We start from the raw sequence: 20,723 nt of genomic DNA on the forward strand, positions 1-20,723 counted from the left end.
TCAGCTGCCTGCCTTGCCCTGCTGGCGTTTGATATCTTGACGTCGCTTCTCTTCTTCAGCCTTGTATTCGGCCGTTGACACGCGCAGGTTGCCGACTGCGCCCTTTTCTAGCAGTTCGTCCATGTATTGCATCTGAGAGCGCCATCGTTTCTGAAACGTGGCGACAGCACGGTCGGACTTGAACCCTTTCAGCTCAATCCGGCCTGTAGCAGTCATGGTCTTGTTGTCGGCGTCCTTGAAGTTTGTGCGCACGGTCTCCGCTTTTTTGGCCCGTTCCTCGAGCACGCTGGAATCCACATGCAGTTGGTCCTTCGGACTGCGACCGCCACCACCGTCCGCGATGAGTTGATTCAGTTCCATGCTCGAATGCTGACGCGCGGCGGCATTTGTGCGGGCCTGCCCCCACATCTCATCGAATGACATGTCTGTCCTCTCGGCTATCACCAATAACTGAGCGAGTGCGTCCTCGTGCTCATGGGTTTTGGTGAGGTGGAGACGGCGCTTCCCCAGTCGGTGGCGTGCGATTGACTTGAGCCTGTGGTGGTCCGAAAGGTGGATACTGCTGCTGGGGCGATGCATACGGCTGGTACACGGGTGGCATCGGCGGAGCGGTGGGAGTCGGAGCCAACTGGCGACGGCGGGCACGGAGGATCGGGACCGTGATTGCTGCCCCAAGGAGCACGGCGGCTGCGATGCCGAGGCCTATCCACAGCGGAGTGCTGCCGTCGCCGCTCTCTTTCGCGGCGGTGGCTCGGGGTGTCTCGTCGGCGTTGCCGGCACTTGCGGGTCCCGTGGATTGGGCTGCTTCAGGCGACGGAGATCTGGCGGCTGCCGCCGCCAGATCAGGAAGTGGGTATTCGTCGGCAGGTCCCGGGTCGCCTGGGTTTTGGAGGGCAACACGCGGACGGACGATTCCGTAGCCGAAGTCGTCGTTTCGCGTCCAGCTTTTCTCATTACTCTTCATGGTGTTGACAAGCACGCGCAAGACTTGGTTGTTCGTCCAATCGCGATGCTTCGACCAGATGAGGGCAGCGGAGGCGGAGGCGATGGCGGTGGCGGCACTAGTTCCCTGACCCTCGCAGATCTCCGTTCCGCCAGGGCAGGCGTGGAACATGTTCACACCGGGTGCGGTGACGTCGACCTCCGATCCGTGCTGAGAGAACGTGGCACGCTTGATCTGCTTGGTGATCGCGCCCACCCCCACGACCCCCGGTGTGGAAGCCGGGTATTGGGGGAGATTGGACGTATCACCACTGTTGCCCACGCCAGCGAAGATCAGTTTTCCCTTGGCGATGGCATACTTCACCGCGGCCGCCAGTTCCGGCGTACTGACGTTCTTCCGTCCGGGAGAATTCCCAGTTGCCATGGAGATGTTAATGATCTGAGCCTTGGAGTCTGCCGCGTAGCGGATGGCCTTGGACATCGTGCGGGCATACTCTGTCCCCTCATCGACCTGGCCGAATTGCTCGGTCGAGTAACGCATGCGAATCGGGAGGATCTTGGCTCCCGGTGAGAGACCGAATGACCCGTCCAGCGAGCCCCGTGCACCGGTGGCGGCGATGAGCGCCGCAATGCCAGTGCCATGGCCGGCCAAGTCGGTGTGTTCGTCGCCTCGCTGGGTCGAGTAGTCCTTGCCGTCCAGTACCTGGCCCTTGAGGTCGATCAAAGATTCATCGACTCCCGAGTCGATGACGGCCACCGTGATGCCACGGCCAGTGCTGGTCTTCCACATCTCGGGCGCATGCATGGCATCTAGGTGCCACTGTCGTGCTCGGACTGACTCCGCGTAGGCGGGGGTGACGGCGATGCCGATGAGGAGCAGGCCTAGAACAGCCGATGCTGTCGACAGGGGCCACGGTGTCCGCTTGCCTCTGGTTCGCATATGCCTTCCTGTGGTGGAGTGGTCCGGGATTCAGTCGACCACCGGCGGAGGAGTCTGGCGTTTAACCGGTGTCCAGGTCTCTTCGTCCTCGACGAGGTAGTCCGGTCGTTGGCTTTCCTGCTGGGCTTTCTTGGAGGCGGTGGCTCGATTGGTGGCTCCCATGCGGCCGGTCGTCGAGCCGGGGGTTGCGTCAGCCGTACCCCTCGACGATCGGAGTAGCCCCGAACCACCAGGCGTGAATGGGCGTCCGCTCGTGCGGCCGGGTTGGCCTTGGCGGCTACCGACGACCCCACCGGACTCCGACGCGAGGCGACGGCCACCGACTGAGCTGCTGCCCGAGCGGGTGCCTTCGGCGACCGGGGACCCCGGGGAAATGCCCCGCCCCATAGAAGTGCGGCCCTGTACGTTCTCTTTGCCGATCACAGTTCCGCGTGGGAGGCCATTCGTTGCTCGTCCAGGAGTGTTGACGGGGCGGCCCCCTACAATCCCAGTCTCCCGCGGCATGCGGGGCAGGTTCCCAGTTGGGTTTGCGATTCTGGGGACCTGCGGAAGCCGCGAGGATGCGGGCAGGCGCCCGGGGGAGTTTGGGACGGGTTCACGCCCACCATTGCTGGATACGGGCGGCATGACCGTCGGCTGCTCCGCCAGAGGCAGATCGCGGTGTGGCATGCCGGTGCCAGTGGGAGCCGGAGGGCCGGAAGTCGGAGTTCTCTGTAGCGTATCGGTGCTGTCGATACCCATCTCAACGGGCTTTGGCTGCTCAGGGTAGTGACCACTCGTGTTCGGGTGGACCTGGCCGGGGACGGCGGGCGAAAGGGTGTGCACGGCCGGATGAACACCTGTGCCACCCGTGTGGACCGCTTGAGCCGCACCTCGCGGCGTTCCAGTACCTGCGTATGCGCTGCCGCTGGAAACGTGCTGATCTTCCCCGACCCACCAACTATTGGACCCCGTCTTCCCTGCCGGCGGCGAAAACGTAGGCGGCTGCACGCTATTGACCTGCTGTGCCGAGTACTCGTACGTCTGCGCCAACTTCCGCATCTGCTGGATCGCCTCTCCGCGAGCCGCATCAATGCGCTTCTGAGCAGTCGTGGCGTCGGTCTGTGCCGTCTGGGCCAGCTTTCGTGCGTCAGGGTCGTTGTGGGCGCCGGGCGCCCTGGCCGCCGCGATGGTCGAGTGGGCGTCCGCAAGATCCTTCTTGGCCTGGGCCGTCTCCGATGTTTCCGGCATCGCTGCCTTCGCCTCGGCGATTGCCTGTGACACCGTGCCCATCCAGCGGGATGCGACCTCCGCGTACTGTCCCAGGTGCAAGGCCGCGCTTGCCGCGTGCCCGCCCCAGTCGCGGAACGTGTCTCCGGCCTGCCCCTGCCACTCCAGGCTCTTGACGTGTTTCATCAAGTCGTCGCCGATCTTGGTGATCGTGGACGCTGCGGTGGAGAGCTTGCTGGACAGGTGAGACGCACCGGTGGAACTCGCCCCGTCGAGCATGGCTGCCAATTGCTCGTGGGTCATGGACTCGAAGTCGGTCCGGGCGAGCTTCGGGTCCCGTCGCTCGGGCTGTTCACCCATTACAGACCCTCCTCGCTTCCGGCTTCGTGGGTGGACGAAGTTCCCGACGGGTCGCGCTGGTCCGCGTACGGATCCCGGTCGATGTCGTAATACTTCTCCGACTCGGCGTTGACCGCCTTCATTCGCGCCTTGATGTCCTCGTCCAGGTTCTGGTACCCCACCCGCGACGCGTGCACGGCCAGCCCCATCCCCTCGATCTGGGCGCTCAGCGCTTTCGAGAGGTTCTCCAACTCGTCGTGGACGATGGTGTACGAGTCGTAGAGGAACTGTGCTTCCTTGAAGTGGGTGGAGCCCAGCTGGGAGCGGGGCAGGCGGTCGTCGCCCACCTTGCCCGGGGCGGCCTCCGACTTCTCCAGGTCGATGAGCAGTTCGTCCACGCGCTTCTTGAACTTCTTCATGGCGTTGTGCTGGATGTCCAGCGCCATTTGAGGGTTCACACCGGAGAGGCCGTCGAAGGACTTGCCAGTGTCCGGTGCGCTCCTCGACCTGTCGCCCCCGTTCGAACTCACCTCGGTCGCCTCCCCGTACTCCCCGTATGCTCCGCTCGGTCGAACGGAGTAAACACTTGGTCAATCACTCTAATGCCGTTGCGTAAGCAACCCCAGCTGAATCAGTGACGTCCCCCGCTTGCGGGAAACGAACACGCCACGGCCCGGCGGCATCGGACGGGCCCGGACGGTGCCCAGGATGTCGCCCTCGCTCGGGTCACCCGAAAGGATCACTCCCTGCGCGCCCAGCTCCTTCACCCGCTGCATGAAGGACTCGTACATGGCCCTGGAGGCGCCGGCCGCGCTGCGGGCGACGATGAACTTGACGCCGACGTCCCGGGCGTAGGGAAGGTGCTCCACCAGCTGGCTCAGCGGGTTGCCCGAGTTGGTGGCCACCAGTTCGTAGTCGTCGATGATGACGAACAGCTGGGGGCCGGTCCACCAGCTCCGATCGCGAAGCTGCTGCGGTGTGATGTCGGGCTTCGGTGCGCGCATCTCCATGAACTGGCGGATCGCGTCCATGTGGACCTGCATCGCCGACGCCATGGGCGCGTATTCGAGCAGGTGCTCCTCCGAGACCGCTTCGAGCATCGAGCGCCGGTAGTCGCCGACGACGATCCGGGCCTCGGCGGGTGTGTAGCGCTCCGCGATCTGCTTGGCGATCAGCCGTAGCAGGTTGGTCTTGCCCGACTCGCTCTCACCGAAGACAAGGAGGAACGGGTCGGTGTCGAGGTCGATGAAGACGGGCTCCAGGTTCGCCTCGTCGATACCGATCGCGATGCCGTGCTGCGGGAACTCGAAGCCTTTGGGAAGCTGGTCGGCCGGCAGCTTGCGGGGCAGCAGGCGTACCGCGGGCGCGGCCGGCCCGTTCCAGGCGGCCTTCACCGCCTGCACGAACTGCGCTGTCGCGTCGGCGAGGTCGTCGGGCGACGAGCGGGAGTCGACGCGCGGCAGCGCCGTCATGAAGTGGAGCTTTTCCGGGACCTGTCCCCGGCCGGGCACACCGGCCGGTACGTTCACGGCGACCTTGCGGTCGAACTCGGAATCCATCACGTCGCCCAGACGCAGCTCCAGCCGCCCCAGAACCTGGTCCTTGAGGGCTGCGCGGACCTCCATGTAGCGCGACGCCGAGACGACGACGTGGATGCCGTAGCCGAGGCCTCGGCCCGCGATGTCGTTGACGACGCCTTCGAGGCCTTCGTAGTCCGTCTTGAAATTGCCCCAGCCGTCGATGACGAGGAAGGCATCGCCCCAGGGCTCGCTGGGCAGCTCGCCGGCCGCACGGCGACGGCGGTACGTCGTGACGGAGTCGATGTTGTTGGTGCGGAAGAACTGCTCGCGGCGGTTCAGGATGCCCGCCACCTCCGCGACCGTGCGGCGGACTCGCTCGGGGTCCAGCCGGGAGGCGACGCCGCCCACATGCGGAAGGTCCGCCAGGGCGGCCATGCCGCCGCCACCGAAGTCCAGGCAGTAGAACTGCACTTCGTGCGGGGTGTGAGTGAGTGCGAAGGAAGAGACCAGGGTGCGCAGGAGCGTCGACTTTCCGGACTGAGGGCCACCCACGACCATCATGTGACCCGCCGCGCCCGAGAAGTCGCGGTAGAGCACCTCGCGCTTCTGCTCGAACGGCTTGTCGATCAGACCGAGCGGGACGGTCAGTCCGCCCAGGCGCGTGTAGTCCGGCGTGTGAAGGCCGCGCTCGGGGGTGGTCGCCAGGGCGGGGAGCAACTGGTCCAGCGTCGGCGCCTCGTCCAGCGGAGGCAACCACACCTGGTGGGCCGGAACACCCTGGCCTTCAAGACGCTGCACGACCACGTCCAGCACGGTGTCGGCCAATGCGTCGTCCTCCGCACGGACCGCCTGAGCCTGCAACTGCGCCGGGTCGGGCGCCGCGTAGGTCATAGGGACGGGAAACGCGGTGAAGTGCGCCGGCCGGCGGTCGATGGGCAGACTGCCCTGCGTGACCTGGGGCCCACCCGTGCGATACGCCCCCGACACATACGCCGCCTTGAAGCGCACCATTTCGTCCGTACCGAACTTCAGGTACCCGGAGCCCGGGACGGAGGGGAGGTGATACGCGTCCGGAACACCCAGGGCCGCCCGGGACTCCGCCGCGGAGAAGGTCCGCAGGCCGATTCGGTACGACAAGTAGGTGTCGAGGCCGCGCAGTCGGCCCTCCTCCAGACGCTGCGAGGCGAGCAGCAGATGCACACCCAGGGATCGACCGATTCGCCCGATCTGGATGAACATGTCGATGAAGTCGGGCTTGGCTGTCAGAAGCTCGCTGAACTCGTCGATCACCAGAACGAGTGATGCCAGCGGCTCCAGGGGAGCGCCGGCGGCCCGTGCCTTCTCGTAGTCGTGGATGTTGGCGTAATTGCCGGCCGCGCGGAGCAACTCCTGACGTCGCTGCAGCTCGCCCCGGATCGCGTCTCCCATGCGGTCGACCAGGGTGAGGTCGTCGGCGAGGTTGGTGATGACGGCAGCCACATGCGGCATTTGAGACATGCCGGCGAACGTCGCGCCGCCCTTGAAGTCGGCAAGGACGAAATTGAGAGTCTCCGAGGAGTGCGTGACCGCGAGGCCCAGCACCAGGGTGCGCAGCAGCTCCGACTTGCCGGAGCCGGTCGCACCCACGCACAGACCATGTGGTCCCATGCCCTCCTGCGCGGCCTCCTTGAGGTCGAGCATGACGGGCTGGCCGTCCTCACCGACGCCGATCGGCACGCGCAGCCGCTCCGGCATGGAGCGCGGCCGCCAGGTGCGCTTGACGTCCACGGAAGCCGCGTCGCCGAGACCCAACAGATCGGTGAAGTCCAGGTTCGCGAGCAGCGGTTCGTCGTCGTCGCCACCGCCCATGCGCAACGGAGCGAGCTGGCGGGCCAGTGCCTCCGCGGCCGGCACCGACAGGCCGTCGGGCACGCCTTCGAAGGCGACACCGCCACCGGAGTCCAGCCACAGCCTTTCCGGACGCACGACGATCGACAGGTCGCCCCGGGGCCGTTCGAGCTCACCGGAGACGACTTCCACGATCGTCACACTCTGCAGGCCCTCCGCCGCTGCGAACACGGACGTGGGCGGTACCACGCCGCCGTCCACGATCACCAGAATGTGCGGCTGGTCCAGCAGCGGCTGTCCGCTCCGGCTGAACCGGGGCCGACCCTCCAGGCGGGCTGCGAGCAGCTGCTCCAGTTCACCCAGGTCGTCGCTGAACAGACGACGGGTGCCGGCCCCGTCGAACTGACCCGCCAATTGGCAGTGCGGCAGCCACTTCGTCCAGTCCCAGCGGGCGGCGGCGCTCCTCGAGGCCACCACGGCCACGATCAGGTCGTCGGGGGAGTGCAGGGTGGTCGCCTGGGACACGAGCGCACGCGCCTCGGACTGGGCGCACTCGAGCTCCCCGGAGATCGTGAGGTGGTAGAAGGCGCGTAGTGACAGTGCCACGGGCAGACCGTCCAGCTGGCCGTGCACCGCCAGGAATCGCTGCATGGCGCCGGCGCACAAGGGTTCCAGTTCGTCCACCGGAGCGGTCTCGGGCGCCACCAAGGGGGTGGCCAGCTGCTGCAGCCCCAGACCGATTCGCACCTGTCCGAAGTCTTCGTCGCCGATGCGCCTCTCCCACACCCGGCTGCCCTCGGCGACCAGCGCCCACAACTGGTCCGGGGCGGGGTGCAGGTACAGCTGCGCGTCGCGCTGGCGCAGTGCCGTCTTGCGGACCGTACGGCGCGTCTGGGCGAGGTAACGAAGGTAGTCCCTGCGGACATCGGACATTTGCCCTTGTGTACCGCGGCGGTGGCGGACGATCTGTGAGACCACCATCGCAGCCGTCGATACGAGCATCACCACACCCATGATCCGCATGAACGGATGGGCATTGGGTGAGGCGAAGTAGAACACCACTGAAGAGCCCATGCCGAGGGTGGGCAGGACCTGCATCAGCATGCCCTCCTGCTGCCCACGAGGCAGCTCCGGAGGAGCTTCCAATTGCACCTCGTCCGAGGGCACTTCGGGCGGCAGTGCACGTGGCGGGCGCTTGATGACGATCTGGCTCACCGGAGCATCAATCCTCCTGTAGGGACGATCGGTTGATCACCGGCACCCCCGTGGCGACGGCTGTCCTCAGCTTGTTGCGTGATCCTACTGGTCACCACCGACGCGGGCTCCCGGTAGGGTGACGCCCGCAGCGTGCGCATCCGCGAACAGGGGGTCTGTGAAGGTGAGTACGACAGCGGCGACGGGATTCTGCAGAGTCACCGTCGTGGCACCGGACAGCCGCATCGACGTGTCGCTCCCGGTGGACATCGCCGTGGCCGACATCTACCCGGAGATCCTGCGCCTGACAGGACAGACCCAGGCTGTCGGCGCCCCGGTCGGCTACCACCTCGTTCGTCGTGACGGCCGGGTACTCGACAGCTCCCGCACCCTCGCGGACGAACGGGTCCTCGACGGCGAGGTCCTCAGCCTGCGCCCCTTCGCCGAGTCCCTGCCTCCCACGGTCTACGACGACGTCTCGGACGCCGTCGCGTCCGCCGTCGTACGCGACCGTCATCTCTGGAGCGACGAACTGCTGCGCGTCGCGGGCCTGACCGGTGGCGCCCTGCTCCTGCTGCTCTCAGGCTTCGTCCTCTGGTACTCGGACCCCGTCCGCCACGACATGCACGGGCTGCCCGGAATCATCGCCGCCGGTCTTGGCGTGCTGCTCACCGCATTCGCCGGCGTTCGCGCACGCGTGTACGGCGACCGGCCTGCCGCCATCGCGTCGGGGCTCGGCGTGCTGCCTCTGCTGATGATCGCGGGCTCCGGGATCATCAGCCCCTCGGCGGGACAGGGACCGGGAAAGCTCCAGTTCATGCTGGGCTGTGTGGCCGTTCTGGTGGCGTCGGTCGTCCTCGTCGTACTCACACCCGGCGGTGACGCGCCTTTCGTGGCGACGTCCTTCCTGTCCACGGCCGGGACTCTGGCCACCTTCGTGGCCCTCCTCGCCGATGCCTCCGCGACCGCCGCCGCGTCGGTGTGCGCCCCGGTGGCGATCGGCCTGCTCGCTTTTCTGCCCGGACTCTCCGCTCGCTTCGCCCGGCTGCCCATCGGCTATGCCTCACCGCGCTCGGCCACCGACGACGACCTTGACCCCACGCAGGGTGCGGACGCCGAACCACTGGATGCCGAGCGGATCGCCGCACAGGCGCGGCGGGGCCACGACATGCTGCTGGGGCTGGTCGGTGGCGCGACGGCGCTGGTGGTCGCCTCGGCTGCCGTCCTCGGCTTCTCCGACAACGTCTGGGGGCAGCTGCTCGCCCTGGCCGCGGGCCTGGCCGCGTTGATCCGTGCGCGCCTGTTCCGCTACACCTCCCAGGTCACCTGCGTCCTGGTCGCCGGTCTCGCGGCGATCGCGTTGCTGCTGCTCGGCCTCGCCCTGAACCCGCCCGCCGGCGCCCTCACCGAATTCCTCCTCCACGACGACCGTGGGGCTCTCGACCTGCGTACCGCCTGGCTCACGGCGGCCGTCGCCGCCGGGGCCGCACTGGTCATGGCGATCGGCCTGATCGTCCCGAGCAAGGGCCTGTCACCGTTCTGGGGTCGCTTCCTCGACCTCGCCGAGAGCACCGTCCTGCTCTCCCTGGTCCCGCTCTGCCTCGCCGTGCTGGGCGTCCTGACGGACGTACGGTCGATGGTCGGCTAGGTCCCGGGAAAGGGTGCTCCCGGGCACTGGTACCCTGACTGACGGCCGTACCCGCACGCCCCCCGGAGCCCACCGCCCCGAAGGACGCGTGCCGGCGGATCCCGCCTCCCGAGTAACGGAAGCTTCCCCGAGATGAAGACCGGGGGCACTCGGAGGCACTCACAGACTATGAGGAGTACGCGTGTCGCTCGACGCCGCTACGAAGAAGCAGATCATCGGCGAGTTCGGTACCAAGGAGGGTGACACCGGCTCCCCCGAGGTCCAGGTCGCTCTGCTGTCCCGTCGGATCTCCGACCTGACGGAGCACCTCAAGGCCCACAAGCACGACCACCACTCCCGCCGTGGTCTGCTGATCCTGGTCGGTCAGCGCCGTCGCCTGCTGCAGTACCTGGCGAAGAAGGACATCCAGCGCTTCCGTGCGCTGGTCGACCGCCTCGGTATCCGCCGCGGTGCGGCGGGCGCCAAGTAAGACGCCATGAAGGGGGCGGTTCCCGTGACAGATCGGGAGCCGCTCCCTTTTTGCTGTACGTGCGGAAACGTGCGGAGTGTCACTCACGCTTTGTAGTGTGGTAGCGCAACGCATGACGCACGACGCATGACGCACGACACAGAACGAGGAGGAGGAGCGCGCCTCGCCGCCGCCGGTCCTCGGTAGTGGCTCCCGGGGGAAAGCGAACCCGGGTGCTTCGATCGAAGACCGGCCCGCACCGCACGGCGCGCTGCTCCACAACCGTCCCCCCGCCACACGGGCGAGGAGGGACGAAGACGAGGAGAAAACGCTAGTGGAGAACGAGACCCACTACGCCGAGGCCGTCATCGACAACGGCGCCTTCGGCACCCGCACCATCCGCTTCGAGACGGGCCGCCTGGCCAAGCAGGCCGCCGGCTCCGCCGTGGCGTACCTGGACGACGACACCATGGTGCTGTCGGCCACCACCGCCTCCAAGAACCCCAAGGACCAGCTCGACTTCTTCCCCCTGACGGTGGACGTCGAGGAGCGGATGTACTCCGCCGGCAAGATCCCCGGCAGCTTCTTCCGCCGCGAGGGCCGCCCCTCCGAGGACGCGATCCTCACCTGCCGGCTGATCGACCGCCCGCTGCGCCCGTCCTTCAAGAAGGGCCTGCGCAACGAGATCCAGGTCGTCGCCACGATCATGGCCCTCAACCCCGACCACCTGTACGACGTCGTCGCGATCAACGCCGCGTCCGCGTCCACGCAGCTGGCCGGCCTGCCCTTCTCCGGCCCGATCGGCGGCGTCCGCGTCGCGCTGATCCGCGGCCAGTGGGTCGCCTTCCCGACGCACTCCGAGCTCGAGGACGCCGTCTTCGACATGGTGGTCGCCGGCCGCGTCCTGGAGGACGGCGACGTCGCGATCATGATGGTCGAGGCCGAGGCCACCGACCACACGATCAAGCTGGTCGAGGGCGGCGCCGAGGCGCCGACCGAGGAGATCGTCGCCGCCGGTCTCGAGGCCGCGAAGCCCTTCATCAAGGTCCTGTGCCGTGCCCAGGCCGACCTCGCGTCCAAGGCCGCGAAGCCGACCGGTGAGTTCCCGATCTTCCTGGACTTCCAGGACGACGTCTTCGAGGCCCTGACGGCCGCCGTCAAGCCCGAGCTGGCCCAGGCGCTCACCATCGCCGGCAAGCAGGAGCGCGAGGCCGAGCTGGACCGCGTCAAGGCGCTCGCCGCCGAGAAGCTCCTGCCGGAGTTCGAGGGCCGCGAGAAGGAGATCTCCGCCGCCTACCGCGCCCTGACCAAGAAGCTGGTCCGCGAGCGCGTCATCAAGGAGAAGACCCGCATCGACGGCCGCGGTGTCACCGACATCCGCACGCTGGCCGCCGAGGTCGAGGCCATCCCGCGGGTGCACGGCTCCGCGCTGTTCGAGCGTGGCGAGACCCAGATCCTGGGCGTCACCACCCTGAACATGCTCCGCATGGAGCAGCAGCTGGACACCCTCTCCCCGGTGACCCGCAAGCGCTACATGCACAACTACAACTTCCCGCCGTACTCCGTCGGTGAGACCGGCCGCGTCGGCTCCCCGAAGCGCCGCGAGATCGGCCACGGCGCGCTCGCCGAGCGCGCGATCGTGCCGGTGCTGCCGACGCGCGAGGAGTTCCCCTACGCGATCCGTCAGGTGTCCGAGGCCCTCGGCTCCAACGGCTCGACGTCCATGGGCTCGGTCTGCGCCTCCACCATGTCGCTGCTGAACGCCGGTGTGCCGCTGAAGGCCCCCGTCGCCGGTATCGCCATGGGTCTGATCTCCGAGGACGTCGACGGCGACAAGCACTACGTCGCCCTCACCGACATCCTCGGTGCCGAGGACGCCTTCGGTGACATGGACTTCAAGGTCGCCGGCACCAAGGAGTTCGTGACCGCCCTCCAGCTCGACACCAAGCTGGACGGCATCCCGGCCTCTGTCCTGGCCGCGGCCCTCAAGCAGGCCCGCGACGCCCGTCTCCACATCCTCGACGTGATGATGGAGGCCATCGACCGGCCCGACGAGATGTCCCCGCACGCCCCGCGGATCATCACCGTCAAGATCCCGGTCGACAAGATCGGTGAGGTCATCGGCCCCAAGGGCAAGATGATCAACCAGATCCAGGAGGACACGGGCGCCGAGATCACCATCGAGGACGACGGCACGATCTACATCGGTGCCGCCGACGGTCCCTCGGCGGAGGCCGCCCGCGCCACGATCAACGGCATCGCCAACCCGACGATGCCCGAGGTCGGCGAGCGCTACCTGGGTACGGTCGTCAAGACGACCACCTTCGGTGCGTTCGTCTCCCTGCTGCCCGGCAAGGACGGTCTGCTGCACATCTCGCAGATCCGCAAGCTCGCCGGCGGCAAGCGCGTGGAGAACGTCGAGGACGTCCTCGGTGTGGGCCAGAAGGTCCAGGTCGAGATCGCCGAGATCGACTCCCGCGGCAAGCTCTCCCTCATCCCCGTGATCGAGGGCGAGGACGGCGACGAGACGAAGAAGGACGACGCCGACCAGTGACGTCCCGCAGCTCGCAGGCGACGGCCCGCACCTCTTCGGAGGCGCGGGCCGTCGCCCGTACCCAAACCCTCATCAAGGGGCAGAACGGCATCGGCACGGTCCGCAAGACCACCCTCCCGGGGGGACTGCGCATCGTCACCGAGACCCTGCCCTCCGTGCGCTCGGCCACCTTCGGCATCTGGGCACACGTCGGCTCCCGCGACGAGACACCGTCCCTGAACGGGGCCACGCACTACCTGGAGCACCTGCTCTTCAAGGGCACCGGCCGCAGGTCCGCGCTGGACATCTCCGCCGCCCTCGACGCCGTCGGCGGCGAGATGAACGCGTTCACGGCCAAGGAGTACACGTGCTACTACGCGCGCGTGCTCGACACCGACCTGCCGCTCGCCATCGACGTCGTCTGCGACATGCTCACGGGCTCGCTCATCCTCGAAGACGACGTCAATGTCGAGCGGGGCGCGATCCTCGAGGAGATCGCGATGACCGAGGACGACCCGGGCGACTGTGTGCACGACCTGTTCGCGCACACCATGTTCGGCGACAACCCCCTCGGCCGCCCGGTCCTCGGCACCGTCGACACGGTCAACGCCCTCAGCGCCGACCGCATCCGCCGCTTCTACAAGAAGCACTACGACCCGACGCACCTCGTGGTCGCCTGCGCCGGCAACATCGACCACGACAAGGTCGTACGACAGGTCCGCGCGGCCTTCGAGAAGGCGGGCGCCTTCAAGAACCTCGACGCCCACCCCATCGCCCCGCGCAACGGCAGCCGTACGATCCGCACGTCCGGCCGCGTCGAGCTGACCGGACGCAAGACCGAGCAGGCCCACGTCGTCCTCGGCATGCCGGGCCTCGCCCGCACCGACGAGCGCCGCTGGGCCATGGGCGTCCTGAACACGGCCCTGGGCGGCGGCATGTCGTCCAAGCTGTTCCAGGAGGTCCGCGAGAAGCGCGGCCTGTGCTACAGCGTGTACTCGTACACCTCCGGCTTCGCCGACTGCGGCCTGTTCGGCGTGTACGCCGGCTGCCGGCCGAGCCAGGTGCACGACGTGCTGAAGATCTGCCGCGACGAGCTCGACAAGGTCGCAGCGAACGGTCTCTCGGACGACGAGATCAACCGCGCCATCGGCCAGCTCCAGGGCTCCACCGTCCTCGGCCTCGAGGACACGGGCGCGCTGATGAACCGTATCGGCAAGAGCGAGCTGTGCTGGGGCGAGCAGATGTCCGTCGACGACATGCTGGGCCGGATAGCCGCGGTCACCCCGGACGAGGTCCGGTCGGTCGCCCGCGACATCCTGGGACAGCGCCCGTCCCTGTCCGTCATAGGCCCGCTGAAGGACAAGCAGGCCGCACGGCTGCACGACGCCGTCGCCTAACACCCGTCTTCGGTAAGGAAGCAAGAGATGAGCAAGCTGCGCGTGGCGGTCCTCGGTGCCAAGGGCCGCATCGGGTCCGAGGCGGTACGGGCGGTCGAGGCCGCCGAGGACATGGAGCTGGTCGCCGCCCTCGGCCGCGGCGACCGGCTGGAGACGCTGGCGGAGGCCGGCGCCCAGGTCGTCGTCGAGCTGACCACCCCCGCCTCCGTCATGGGCAACCTCGACTTCTGCGTGCGCCACGGCATCCACGCCGTCGTCGGTACGACGGGCTGGACCGACGACCGCCTCGCGCAGCTGAGGGGCTGGCTCGCCCAGTTCCCGGAGACGGGCGTGCTCATCGCACCGAACTTCTCCATCGGGGCCGTCCTGACCATGAAGTTCGCGCAGATCGCCGCGCCCTACTTCGAGTCGGTCGAGGTCGTCGAACTGCACCACCCGAACAAGGTGGACGCCCCCTCCGGCACCGCCACCCGTACGGCCCAGCTCATCGCCGAGGCCCGCCGGGCCGCCGGCACCGCCCCGGCGCCGGACGCCACGGTCACCGCCCTGGACGGCGCGCGCGGCGCTGACGTCGACGGCGTCCCGGTGCACGCCGTACGGCTGCGCGGCCTCCTGGCCCACCAGGAGGTGCTGCTCGGCGCCGAGGGCGAGACCCTCACCATCCGCCACGACTCCCTGCACCACAGCAGCTTCATGCCGGGCATCCTGCTCGGCGTCCGCCGCGTGGTGTCCACCCCGGGCCTGACCTTCGGCCTGGAAAACTTCCTCGACCTGGGCTGAACCCGGACACCTCATGCGCGCGAAGATCACCTACCTCGTCACGGCCGCCGTCCTGCTCTTCTACTTCGTACTGGTCGGCAGCCGCGGCGTGATGCTCATCCAGTCCGGCACGCTGCTCACCGTCACCTTCGGCGTGGCGGTGCTCATCCTGCCGGTCATCGGACTGTGGTTCCTGTGGAAGAACACCCAGTTCGTCCGCAAGGCCAACCAGCTCGCCGCCGAACTCGACGCCGAGGGCGGACTGCCCGTCGACGAGCTCAAGCGCACCGCGGGAGGCCGGATCGACCGTGACTCGGCCGACGAGGTGTTCGCCAAGCGCAAGGCGGAGACGGAGGCGGCCCCGGACGACTGGCGCAGCTGGTTCCGGCTGGCCGTCGCCTACCACGACGCCCGCGACACCCCACGCGCCCGCAAGGCCATGCAGCGCGCCATCGCCCTGCACGACGGCCGTCCCGTCCAGGCCTGACCCGGACGCACGACAACGGCGGACGACAACGCCGACGACAACGACGCACGGCAGAGGGGCCGGTCCGCACCGAGCGGGCCGGCCCCTCTGCGATGGCCTACGGGGTCACGGGGTCACGGGCGCACGTACTCCGCCGCCCACGCCTCCACGGTGTCCGCCGCCCGGTCGAAGGCCGAGGGGCGGTTCAGGAAGTCCAGCGTGTGCGTGGTGAGCAGCGGATCGGTGTCCTCGGGAGCCCGGTCCTTGCGGACGAACGTGAGGGCCTGTCCCTGCACCGTGCGGGGCAGCCCGAGCAGGCGCACCGGCTGCTGTGCCGTGCGCACCGAGACCACGCGCCTCCAGGGCACCGTGCGCGTCATCAGGAAGGACACGTGACGCAGCCCGCGCGCGCTCACCCACACGCCCATGCGCAGCACCCGCAGCGCGGAGGCGATGATCGCCAGCGCGAGCCCGAGCACCACGGCGGCGGAGGACACCGATCCGGTCAGGGCGATGAGGACCGCCGCGAACAGCACGAACGAGGACAGGAGCAGCCCCAGCGCGGCACCGCCCACGCGCCAGGGGCCGGGGCGGTAGGGGCGCCGCCAGCGGTCACGGTCGTCGTAGGGCAGCGAGCTGTCGGTCGCCGCGTCGAAGGTGCGGTCGGCCGTCAGGAAGGGCAGGGGCACGGCTGGTCCTCACTCGGTCCTCGCGTGGGCTGTGCCCGGTGAGGCTATCCGGCCCCGTTGCCGCTCACCACCCGTGGGCGTCCGTAAGGGTCAGTGCCCCTGGGAGGCCTGGGACTGCTGGGCGGGCGTGCTCGACGGCGTGGACAGGGCGGGCGTGCCGATGATCACCGCGCCCACGAGCCCGGCCACGATGGTGAGCCCCAGCAGCCACTGCCCGGCTATTCGCCCGGCGGAGGACCGCCGGCGGGGCGGGGGAGCGACATTGCTGCGGAACCTGTTCGCCTCGGCCAGGAAGGCGAACGGAACGGGCTCACGCCGTCGGAACATGGAACGTACGCCTCCACTCGGGATCGTCTCGGGATCGTCTCGAAGTCGTCTCAGGGGCCGAATGTGCGGTCCTCACCCATACAGACGCTCGATTGACACAAAAGGTGCCCATGTCCGAAAAAATCCTCGACGGGTGTGTGCTCCGCGTCTGTCTTTCGGGACTGTCAGAGGTCCCCCGTACAGTGGGCGCGAACCTGAAGAAGTGATGGGAAGGACCCCCGTGACCACCCCCGAGTCGCTCACCCTGCGCGGTGACGTCACCGTCGAGCTCGTGAAGTCCAGCGCGTCGGATGCCGACGTCCTCTTCGCCGCCCGTGTCTCCACGCTCGGCGAGCAGTCCCTGGACGAGCTGAAGAAGGACCCCGAGCGCTCCAAGGGGCTGATCAACTACCTGATGCGCGACCGGCACGGCAGCCCGTTCGAGCACAACTCGATGACCTTCTTCATCAGCGCCCCGATCTTCGTCTTCCGCGAGTTCATGCGGCACCGCGTGGGCTGGTCGTACAACGAGGAGTCGGGCCGCTACCGGGAGCTGGAGCCGGTCTTCTACGTCCCCGACACCTCCCGCAAGCTCGTCCAGGAGGGCCGTCCGGGCAAGTACGTCTTCGTCGAGGGCACCCCGGCCCAGTACGAGGCGGTGAGCAGCACCCTGGCCGAGAGCTACGAGCAGGCGTACGCGGCCTACCAGAAGCTGCTCGCCGAGGGTGTCGCCCGCGAGGTCGCCCGCGCGGTGCTCCCCGTCGGCCTCTTCTCCTCGATGTACGCCACCTGCAACGCCCGCTCGCTGATGCACTTCCTCGGTCTGCGCACCCAGCACGAGCTGGCCAAGGTGCCGTCCTTCCCGCAACGGGAGATCGAGATGGTCGGCGAGAAGATGGAGCAGGAGTGGGCCCGGCTCATGCCGCTCACCTACGCCGCCTTCAATGCGAACGGCCGTGTGGCCCCGTAGCGAAGCCCTGTTCCCCCGCGCGGAACGGATGTACGGATCAGCCGCCCGAAGTGTCCGTATTGCGGCATTTGGAGAAGTTCATCTAGCCTGATCAAACGGACCCGGCACTGCTTGAACCCCCGAGCAGGCAGTGCCGGGCTCCATATTTGTCCTGACTTTCCCGGCACCCCAAGGGCAGACCCCGGATTGCGCACCGAGTAGCGTGTTACCCATGGCTCCGACCTCGACTCCGCAGACCCCCTTCGGGCGGGTCCTCACCGCCATGGTCACGCCCTTCACGGCGGACGGCGCACTCGACCTCGACGGCGCGCAGCGGCTCGCCACCCACCTGGTGGACGCAGGCAACGACGGCCTGATCGTCAACGGCACCACCGGCGAGTCCCCGACCACCAGCGACGCGGAGAAATCGGACCTCGTACGAGCCGTCCTGGAGGCCGTCGGCGACCGCGCCCACGTCGTGGCCGGCGTCGGCACCAACGACACCCACCACAGCATCGAACTGGCCCGCGAGGCCGAGCGCATCGGCGCCCACGGCCTCCTGGTCGTGACGCCGTACTACAACAAGCCTCCGCAGGAGGGCCTCTACCGGCACTTCACGGCCGTCGCCGACACCACCGGCCTGCCGGTCATGCTCTACGACATCCCCGGCCGCAGCGGTGTCCCGATCAACACGGAGACCCTCGTCCGGCTCGCGGAGCACCCCCGGATCGTCGCCAACAAGGACGCCAAGGGCGACCTGGGCCGCGCCGGCTGGGCCATCGCCCAGTCCGGCCTCGCCTGGTACTCCGGCGACGACATGCTCAACCTGCCCCTGCTGTCCGTGGGCGCGGTCGGCTTCGTCTCGGTCGTCGGCCACCTCGTCACCCCCGACCTGCGCGCCCTCGTCGACGCGTACACCTCGGGCGACGTCGTCAAGGCCACCGAGATCCACCAGAAGCTGCTCCCGGTCTACACCGGCATGTTCCGCACCCAGGGCGTCATGACCACCAAGGCCGCGCTCGCCCTCCAGGGCCTGCCCGCCGGACCGCTGCGCCCCCCCATGGTCGAGTGCTCGCCCGAGGAGATTGCCCAGCTCAAGATCGATCTTGCCGCCGGCGGGGTACAGCTCTGACAACAGACTTGGCACCACCCGAGCTCGACCAGCTCCACGAGCTCAGCAGGCTCCACCAGCTCCACAGGCTCCACCGGCCTCACAAGCTTCACAACTGAATCCGACAACAGCACAGCGGGCCACCGGTGCCCGCATCCACAACGACAACTGCTTCTGCACGAACGTCATGCGCGCCACGTGCCACCGGTACGTGGCGCGTGTGGTGAGGAGAGTCTTTTGAGTCATCCGCATCCTGAACTCGGCCCGCCCCCGCCGCTGCCCAAGGGCGGCCTGCGTGTCACCCCGCTCGGCGGCCTCGGCGAGATCGGCCGGAACATGACCGTCTTCGAATACGACGGCCGCCTTCTGATCGTCGACTGCGGAGTGCTCTTCCCTGAGGAGGAGCAGCCCGGAATCGACCTGATCCTGCCGGACTTCTCGTCCGTCCGGGATCGCCTCGACGACATCGAGGGCATCGTCCTCACGCACGGCCACGAGGACCACATCGGCGGCGTCCCGTTCCTGCTCCGGGAGAAGCCGGACATCCCGCTGATCGGCTCCAAGCTGACCCTCGCGCTCATCGAGGCCAAGCTCCAGGAGCACCGGATCCGCCCGTACACCCTTGAGGTGGCGGCCGGGGACCGCGAGCGCATCGGCCCCTTCGACTGCGAGTTCGTCGCCGTCAACCACTCCATCCCGGACGCCCTGGCGGTCGCCATCCGCACCCCCGCCGGCATGGTGGTGCACACCGGCGACTTCAAGATGGACCAGCTCCCGCTGGACAACCGCCTCACCGACCTGCACGCGTTCACCCGGCTGTCCGAGGAGGGGATCGACCTCCTCCTCAGCGACTCCACGAACGCCGAGGTACCCGGCTTCACCCCGCACGAGCGCGACATCTCCAACGTGCTGCGCCAGGTCTTCGCCGGCGCCCGCAAGCGGATCATCGTCGCGAGCTTCGCCAGCCATGTCCACCGCATCCAGCAGATCCTGGACACGGCACAGGAGTACGGCCGCAAGGTCGCCTTCGTCGGCCGCTCCATGGTCCGCAACATGGGCATCGCACGGGACCTCGGCTATCTGAAGGTGCCGGGGGGCCTGGTGGTCGACGTCAAGACCCTGGACGACCTCCCGGACGACAAGGTGGTCCTGGTCTGCACGGGCTCCCAGGGCGAACCGATGGCGGCCCTGTCCCGCATGGCCAACCGTGACCACCAGATCCGGATCGTCGAGGGCGACACGGTCATCCTGGCCTCGTCCCTCATCCCCGGGAACGAGAACGCGGTCTACCGCGTGATCAACGGCCTGACCCGCTGGGGCGCCAACGTCGTCCACAAGGGCAACGCCAAGGTCCACGTCTCCGGCCACGCGTCCGCGGGCGAGCTGCTGTACTTCTACAACATCTGCCGCCCGAAGAACCTGATGCCCGTCCACGGCGAATGGCGCCATCTGCGGGCCAACGCCGAACTGGGCGCGATGACCGGCGTTCCGCACGACCGGATCGTCATCGCCGAGGACGGCGTGGTCGTCGACATGATCGAGGGCAAGGCGAAGATCGCCGGCAAGGTCCAGGCCGGTTATGTGTACGTCGACGGCCTCTCCGTCGGCGACGTCGGCGAGCCGGCCCTCAAGGACCGGAAGATCCTCGGCGACGAGGGCATCATCTCGGTCTTCGTGGTGGTGGACTCCTCCACCGGCAAGATCACCGGCGGCCCGCATGTGCAGGCCCGCGGCTCCGGCATCGACGACTCGGCCTTCGCGGCCGTCCTCCCGAAGATCAGCGAAGTCCTGGAGCGCTCCGCCCAGGACGGCGTCGTGGAGCCGCACCAGCTCCAGCAGCTCATCCGCCGCACGCTCGGCAAGTGGGTTTCCGACACCTACCGTCGGCGCCCGATGATCCTTCCGGTCGTCGTCGAGGTCTGACCGTCCAGGTCCGACCCGCACGCCGACCAGCAGTGGGGCCCCTCGACACGCGTCGAGGGGCCCCACTCGCCCGTTCGGATGAAAAAATCTTGACAGACGGGGTTGACACCCCTGTGCCCCGCACGTAGAGTTCCATGTCTGCCCCGGAGCCGGAACGGTTCTGTGGTGGCACCTTCGCCGCGAAAGCGGCACCCCAACCACCAGCACGATCTCCCGATCGGGACTCCATTCGGCGCGGCCGAATGTAATTCGATCGGGGCCGGCGGCCCGATTAGGAACTGCCGAGCTGATCCGCTAAGGTCTGGGAAGTCCGAACGGCCCAACAGCCAGGAAGACAGCCCCCTCTGACGGGGAATCAGACACCGCGAGGATCTGATAGAGTCGGAAACGCCGGAAAGGGAAACGCGAGAGCGGAAACCTGGAAAGCGCCGAGGAAATCGGGTCGAGAAAAGATCTGATAGAGTCGGAAACGCAAGACCGAAGGGAAGCGCCCGGAGGAAAGCCCGAGAGGGTGAGTACAAAG

At 67.9% G+C, this 20,723-nt stretch carries 15 protein-coding genes; 9 read left to right on the plus strand and 6 right to left on the minus strand.

Going from position 1 to position 20,723, the window contains the following annotated elements; translation table 11 throughout:
• The 4 genes from ACGFYV_RS33810 to eccCa form a co-directional block, all read right to left on the minus strand.
• On the minus strand, positions 1 to 423 hold the full coding sequence (locus ACGFYV_RS33810) for a hypothetical protein (RefSeq protein WP_393882351.1): 423 nt from the start codon (positions 421 to 423) through the stop codon (positions 1 to 3).
• 49 nt (positions 424 to 472) lie between these two features.
• Positions 473 to 1,882: a type VII secretion-associated serine protease mycosin gene (gene mycP / locus ACGFYV_RS33815; protein WP_393882352.1), complete on the minus strand. Its 1,410-nt coding sequence runs from the start codon at positions 1,880 to 1,882 to the stop codon at positions 473 to 475.
• Positions 1,883 to 3,450: 1,568 nt separating this feature from the next.
• Complete coding sequence (locus ACGFYV_RS33820) at positions 3,451 to 3,960, minus strand: hypothetical protein (RefSeq protein ID WP_393882353.1); 510 nt, start codon at positions 3,958 to 3,960, stop codon at positions 3,451 to 3,453.
• Positions 3,961 to 4,029: 69 nt separating this feature from the next.
• A complete protein-coding gene (eccCa, locus tag ACGFYV_RS33825) occupies positions 4,030 to 7,992 on the minus strand; it encodes a type VII secretion protein EccCa (protein WP_393882354.1) in 3,963 nt (1,320 codons plus the stop codon).
• Between the two features lie 163 nt (positions 7,993 to 8,155).
• Between eccCa and eccD the strand changes: the two genes are divergently transcribed.
• From eccD to ACGFYV_RS33855, 6 genes are all read left to right on the plus strand, one after another.
• Entirely contained in the window at positions 8,156 to 9,619 is a 1,464-nt protein-coding gene (eccD, locus tag ACGFYV_RS33830; RefSeq protein ID WP_393882355.1) for a type VII secretion integral membrane protein EccD, read from the plus strand.
• A 181-nt stretch (positions 9,620 to 9,800) separates the two neighbouring features.
• The gene (gene rpsO, locus ACGFYV_RS33835; protein WP_046416809.1) at positions 9,801 to 10,088 is read left to right on the plus strand and encodes a 30S ribosomal protein S15; all 288 of its coding nucleotides are present in this window, start codon (positions 9,801 to 9,803) and stop codon (positions 10,086 to 10,088) included.
• A gap of 313 nt (positions 10,089 to 10,401) precedes the next feature.
• A complete protein-coding gene (locus ACGFYV_RS33840) occupies positions 10,402 to 12,621 on the plus strand; it encodes a polyribonucleotide nucleotidyltransferase (protein ID WP_393882356.1) in 2,220 nt (739 codons plus the stop codon).
• Entirely contained in the window at positions 12,618 to 13,997 is a 1,380-nt protein-coding gene (locus tag ACGFYV_RS33845) for a M16 family metallopeptidase (protein ID WP_393882357.1), read from the plus strand. The genes ACGFYV_RS33840 and ACGFYV_RS33845 overlap by 4 nt, the downstream gene beginning before the upstream one ends.
• 27 nt (positions 13,998 to 14,024) lie before the next feature.
• Positions 14,025 to 14,777: a 4-hydroxy-tetrahydrodipicolinate reductase gene (gene dapB / locus ACGFYV_RS33850; protein WP_393882358.1), complete on the plus strand. Its 753-nt coding sequence runs from the start codon at positions 14,025 to 14,027 to the stop codon at positions 14,775 to 14,777.
• Positions 14,778 to 14,790: 13 nt separating this feature from the next.
• The gene (locus ACGFYV_RS33855) at positions 14,791 to 15,243 is read left to right on the plus strand and encodes a hypothetical protein (RefSeq protein ID WP_393882359.1); all 453 of its coding nucleotides are present in this window, start codon (positions 14,791 to 14,793) and stop codon (positions 15,241 to 15,243) included.
• 113 nt (positions 15,244 to 15,356) lie between these two features.
• On the opposite strand, the gene ACGFYV_RS33860 is transcribed toward ACGFYV_RS33855, so the two are convergent.
• Together ACGFYV_RS33860 and ACGFYV_RS33865 are read right to left on the minus strand one after the other, a co-directional pair.
• A complete protein-coding gene (locus ACGFYV_RS33860; protein ID WP_393882360.1) occupies positions 15,357 to 15,911 on the minus strand; it encodes a hypothetical protein in 555 nt (184 codons plus the stop codon).
• A gap of 90 nt (positions 15,912 to 16,001) precedes the next feature.
• Positions 16,002 to 16,238, minus strand: a complete 237-nt coding sequence (locus ACGFYV_RS33865) for a hypothetical protein (RefSeq protein WP_393882361.1) — start codon at positions 16,236 to 16,238, stop codon at positions 16,002 to 16,004.
• Between the two features lie 205 nt (positions 16,239 to 16,443).
• Between ACGFYV_RS33865 and thyX the strand changes: the two genes are divergently transcribed.
• From thyX to ACGFYV_RS33880, 3 genes are all read left to right on the plus strand, one after another.
• Entirely contained in the window at positions 16,444 to 17,187 is a 744-nt protein-coding gene (thyX, locus tag ACGFYV_RS33870; RefSeq protein WP_393882362.1) for an FAD-dependent thymidylate synthase, read from the plus strand.
• 211 nt (positions 17,188 to 17,398) lie between these two features.
• On the plus strand, positions 17,399 to 18,298 hold the full coding sequence (gene dapA, locus ACGFYV_RS33875) for a 4-hydroxy-tetrahydrodipicolinate synthase (RefSeq protein ID WP_393882363.1): 900 nt from the start codon (positions 17,399 to 17,401) through the stop codon (positions 18,296 to 18,298).
• Positions 18,299 to 18,514: 216 nt separating this feature from the next.
• Complete coding sequence (locus ACGFYV_RS33880) at positions 18,515 to 20,200, plus strand: ribonuclease J (RefSeq protein WP_393882364.1); 1,686 nt, start codon at positions 18,515 to 18,517, stop codon at positions 20,198 to 20,200.
• Positions 20,201 to 20,723 lie beyond the last annotated feature (523 nt).

Source organism: Streptomyces sp. NPDC048297 (genome assembly GCF_043201585.1).
Lineage (GTDB): Bacteria > Actinomycetota > Actinomycetes > Streptomycetales > Streptomycetaceae > Streptomyces.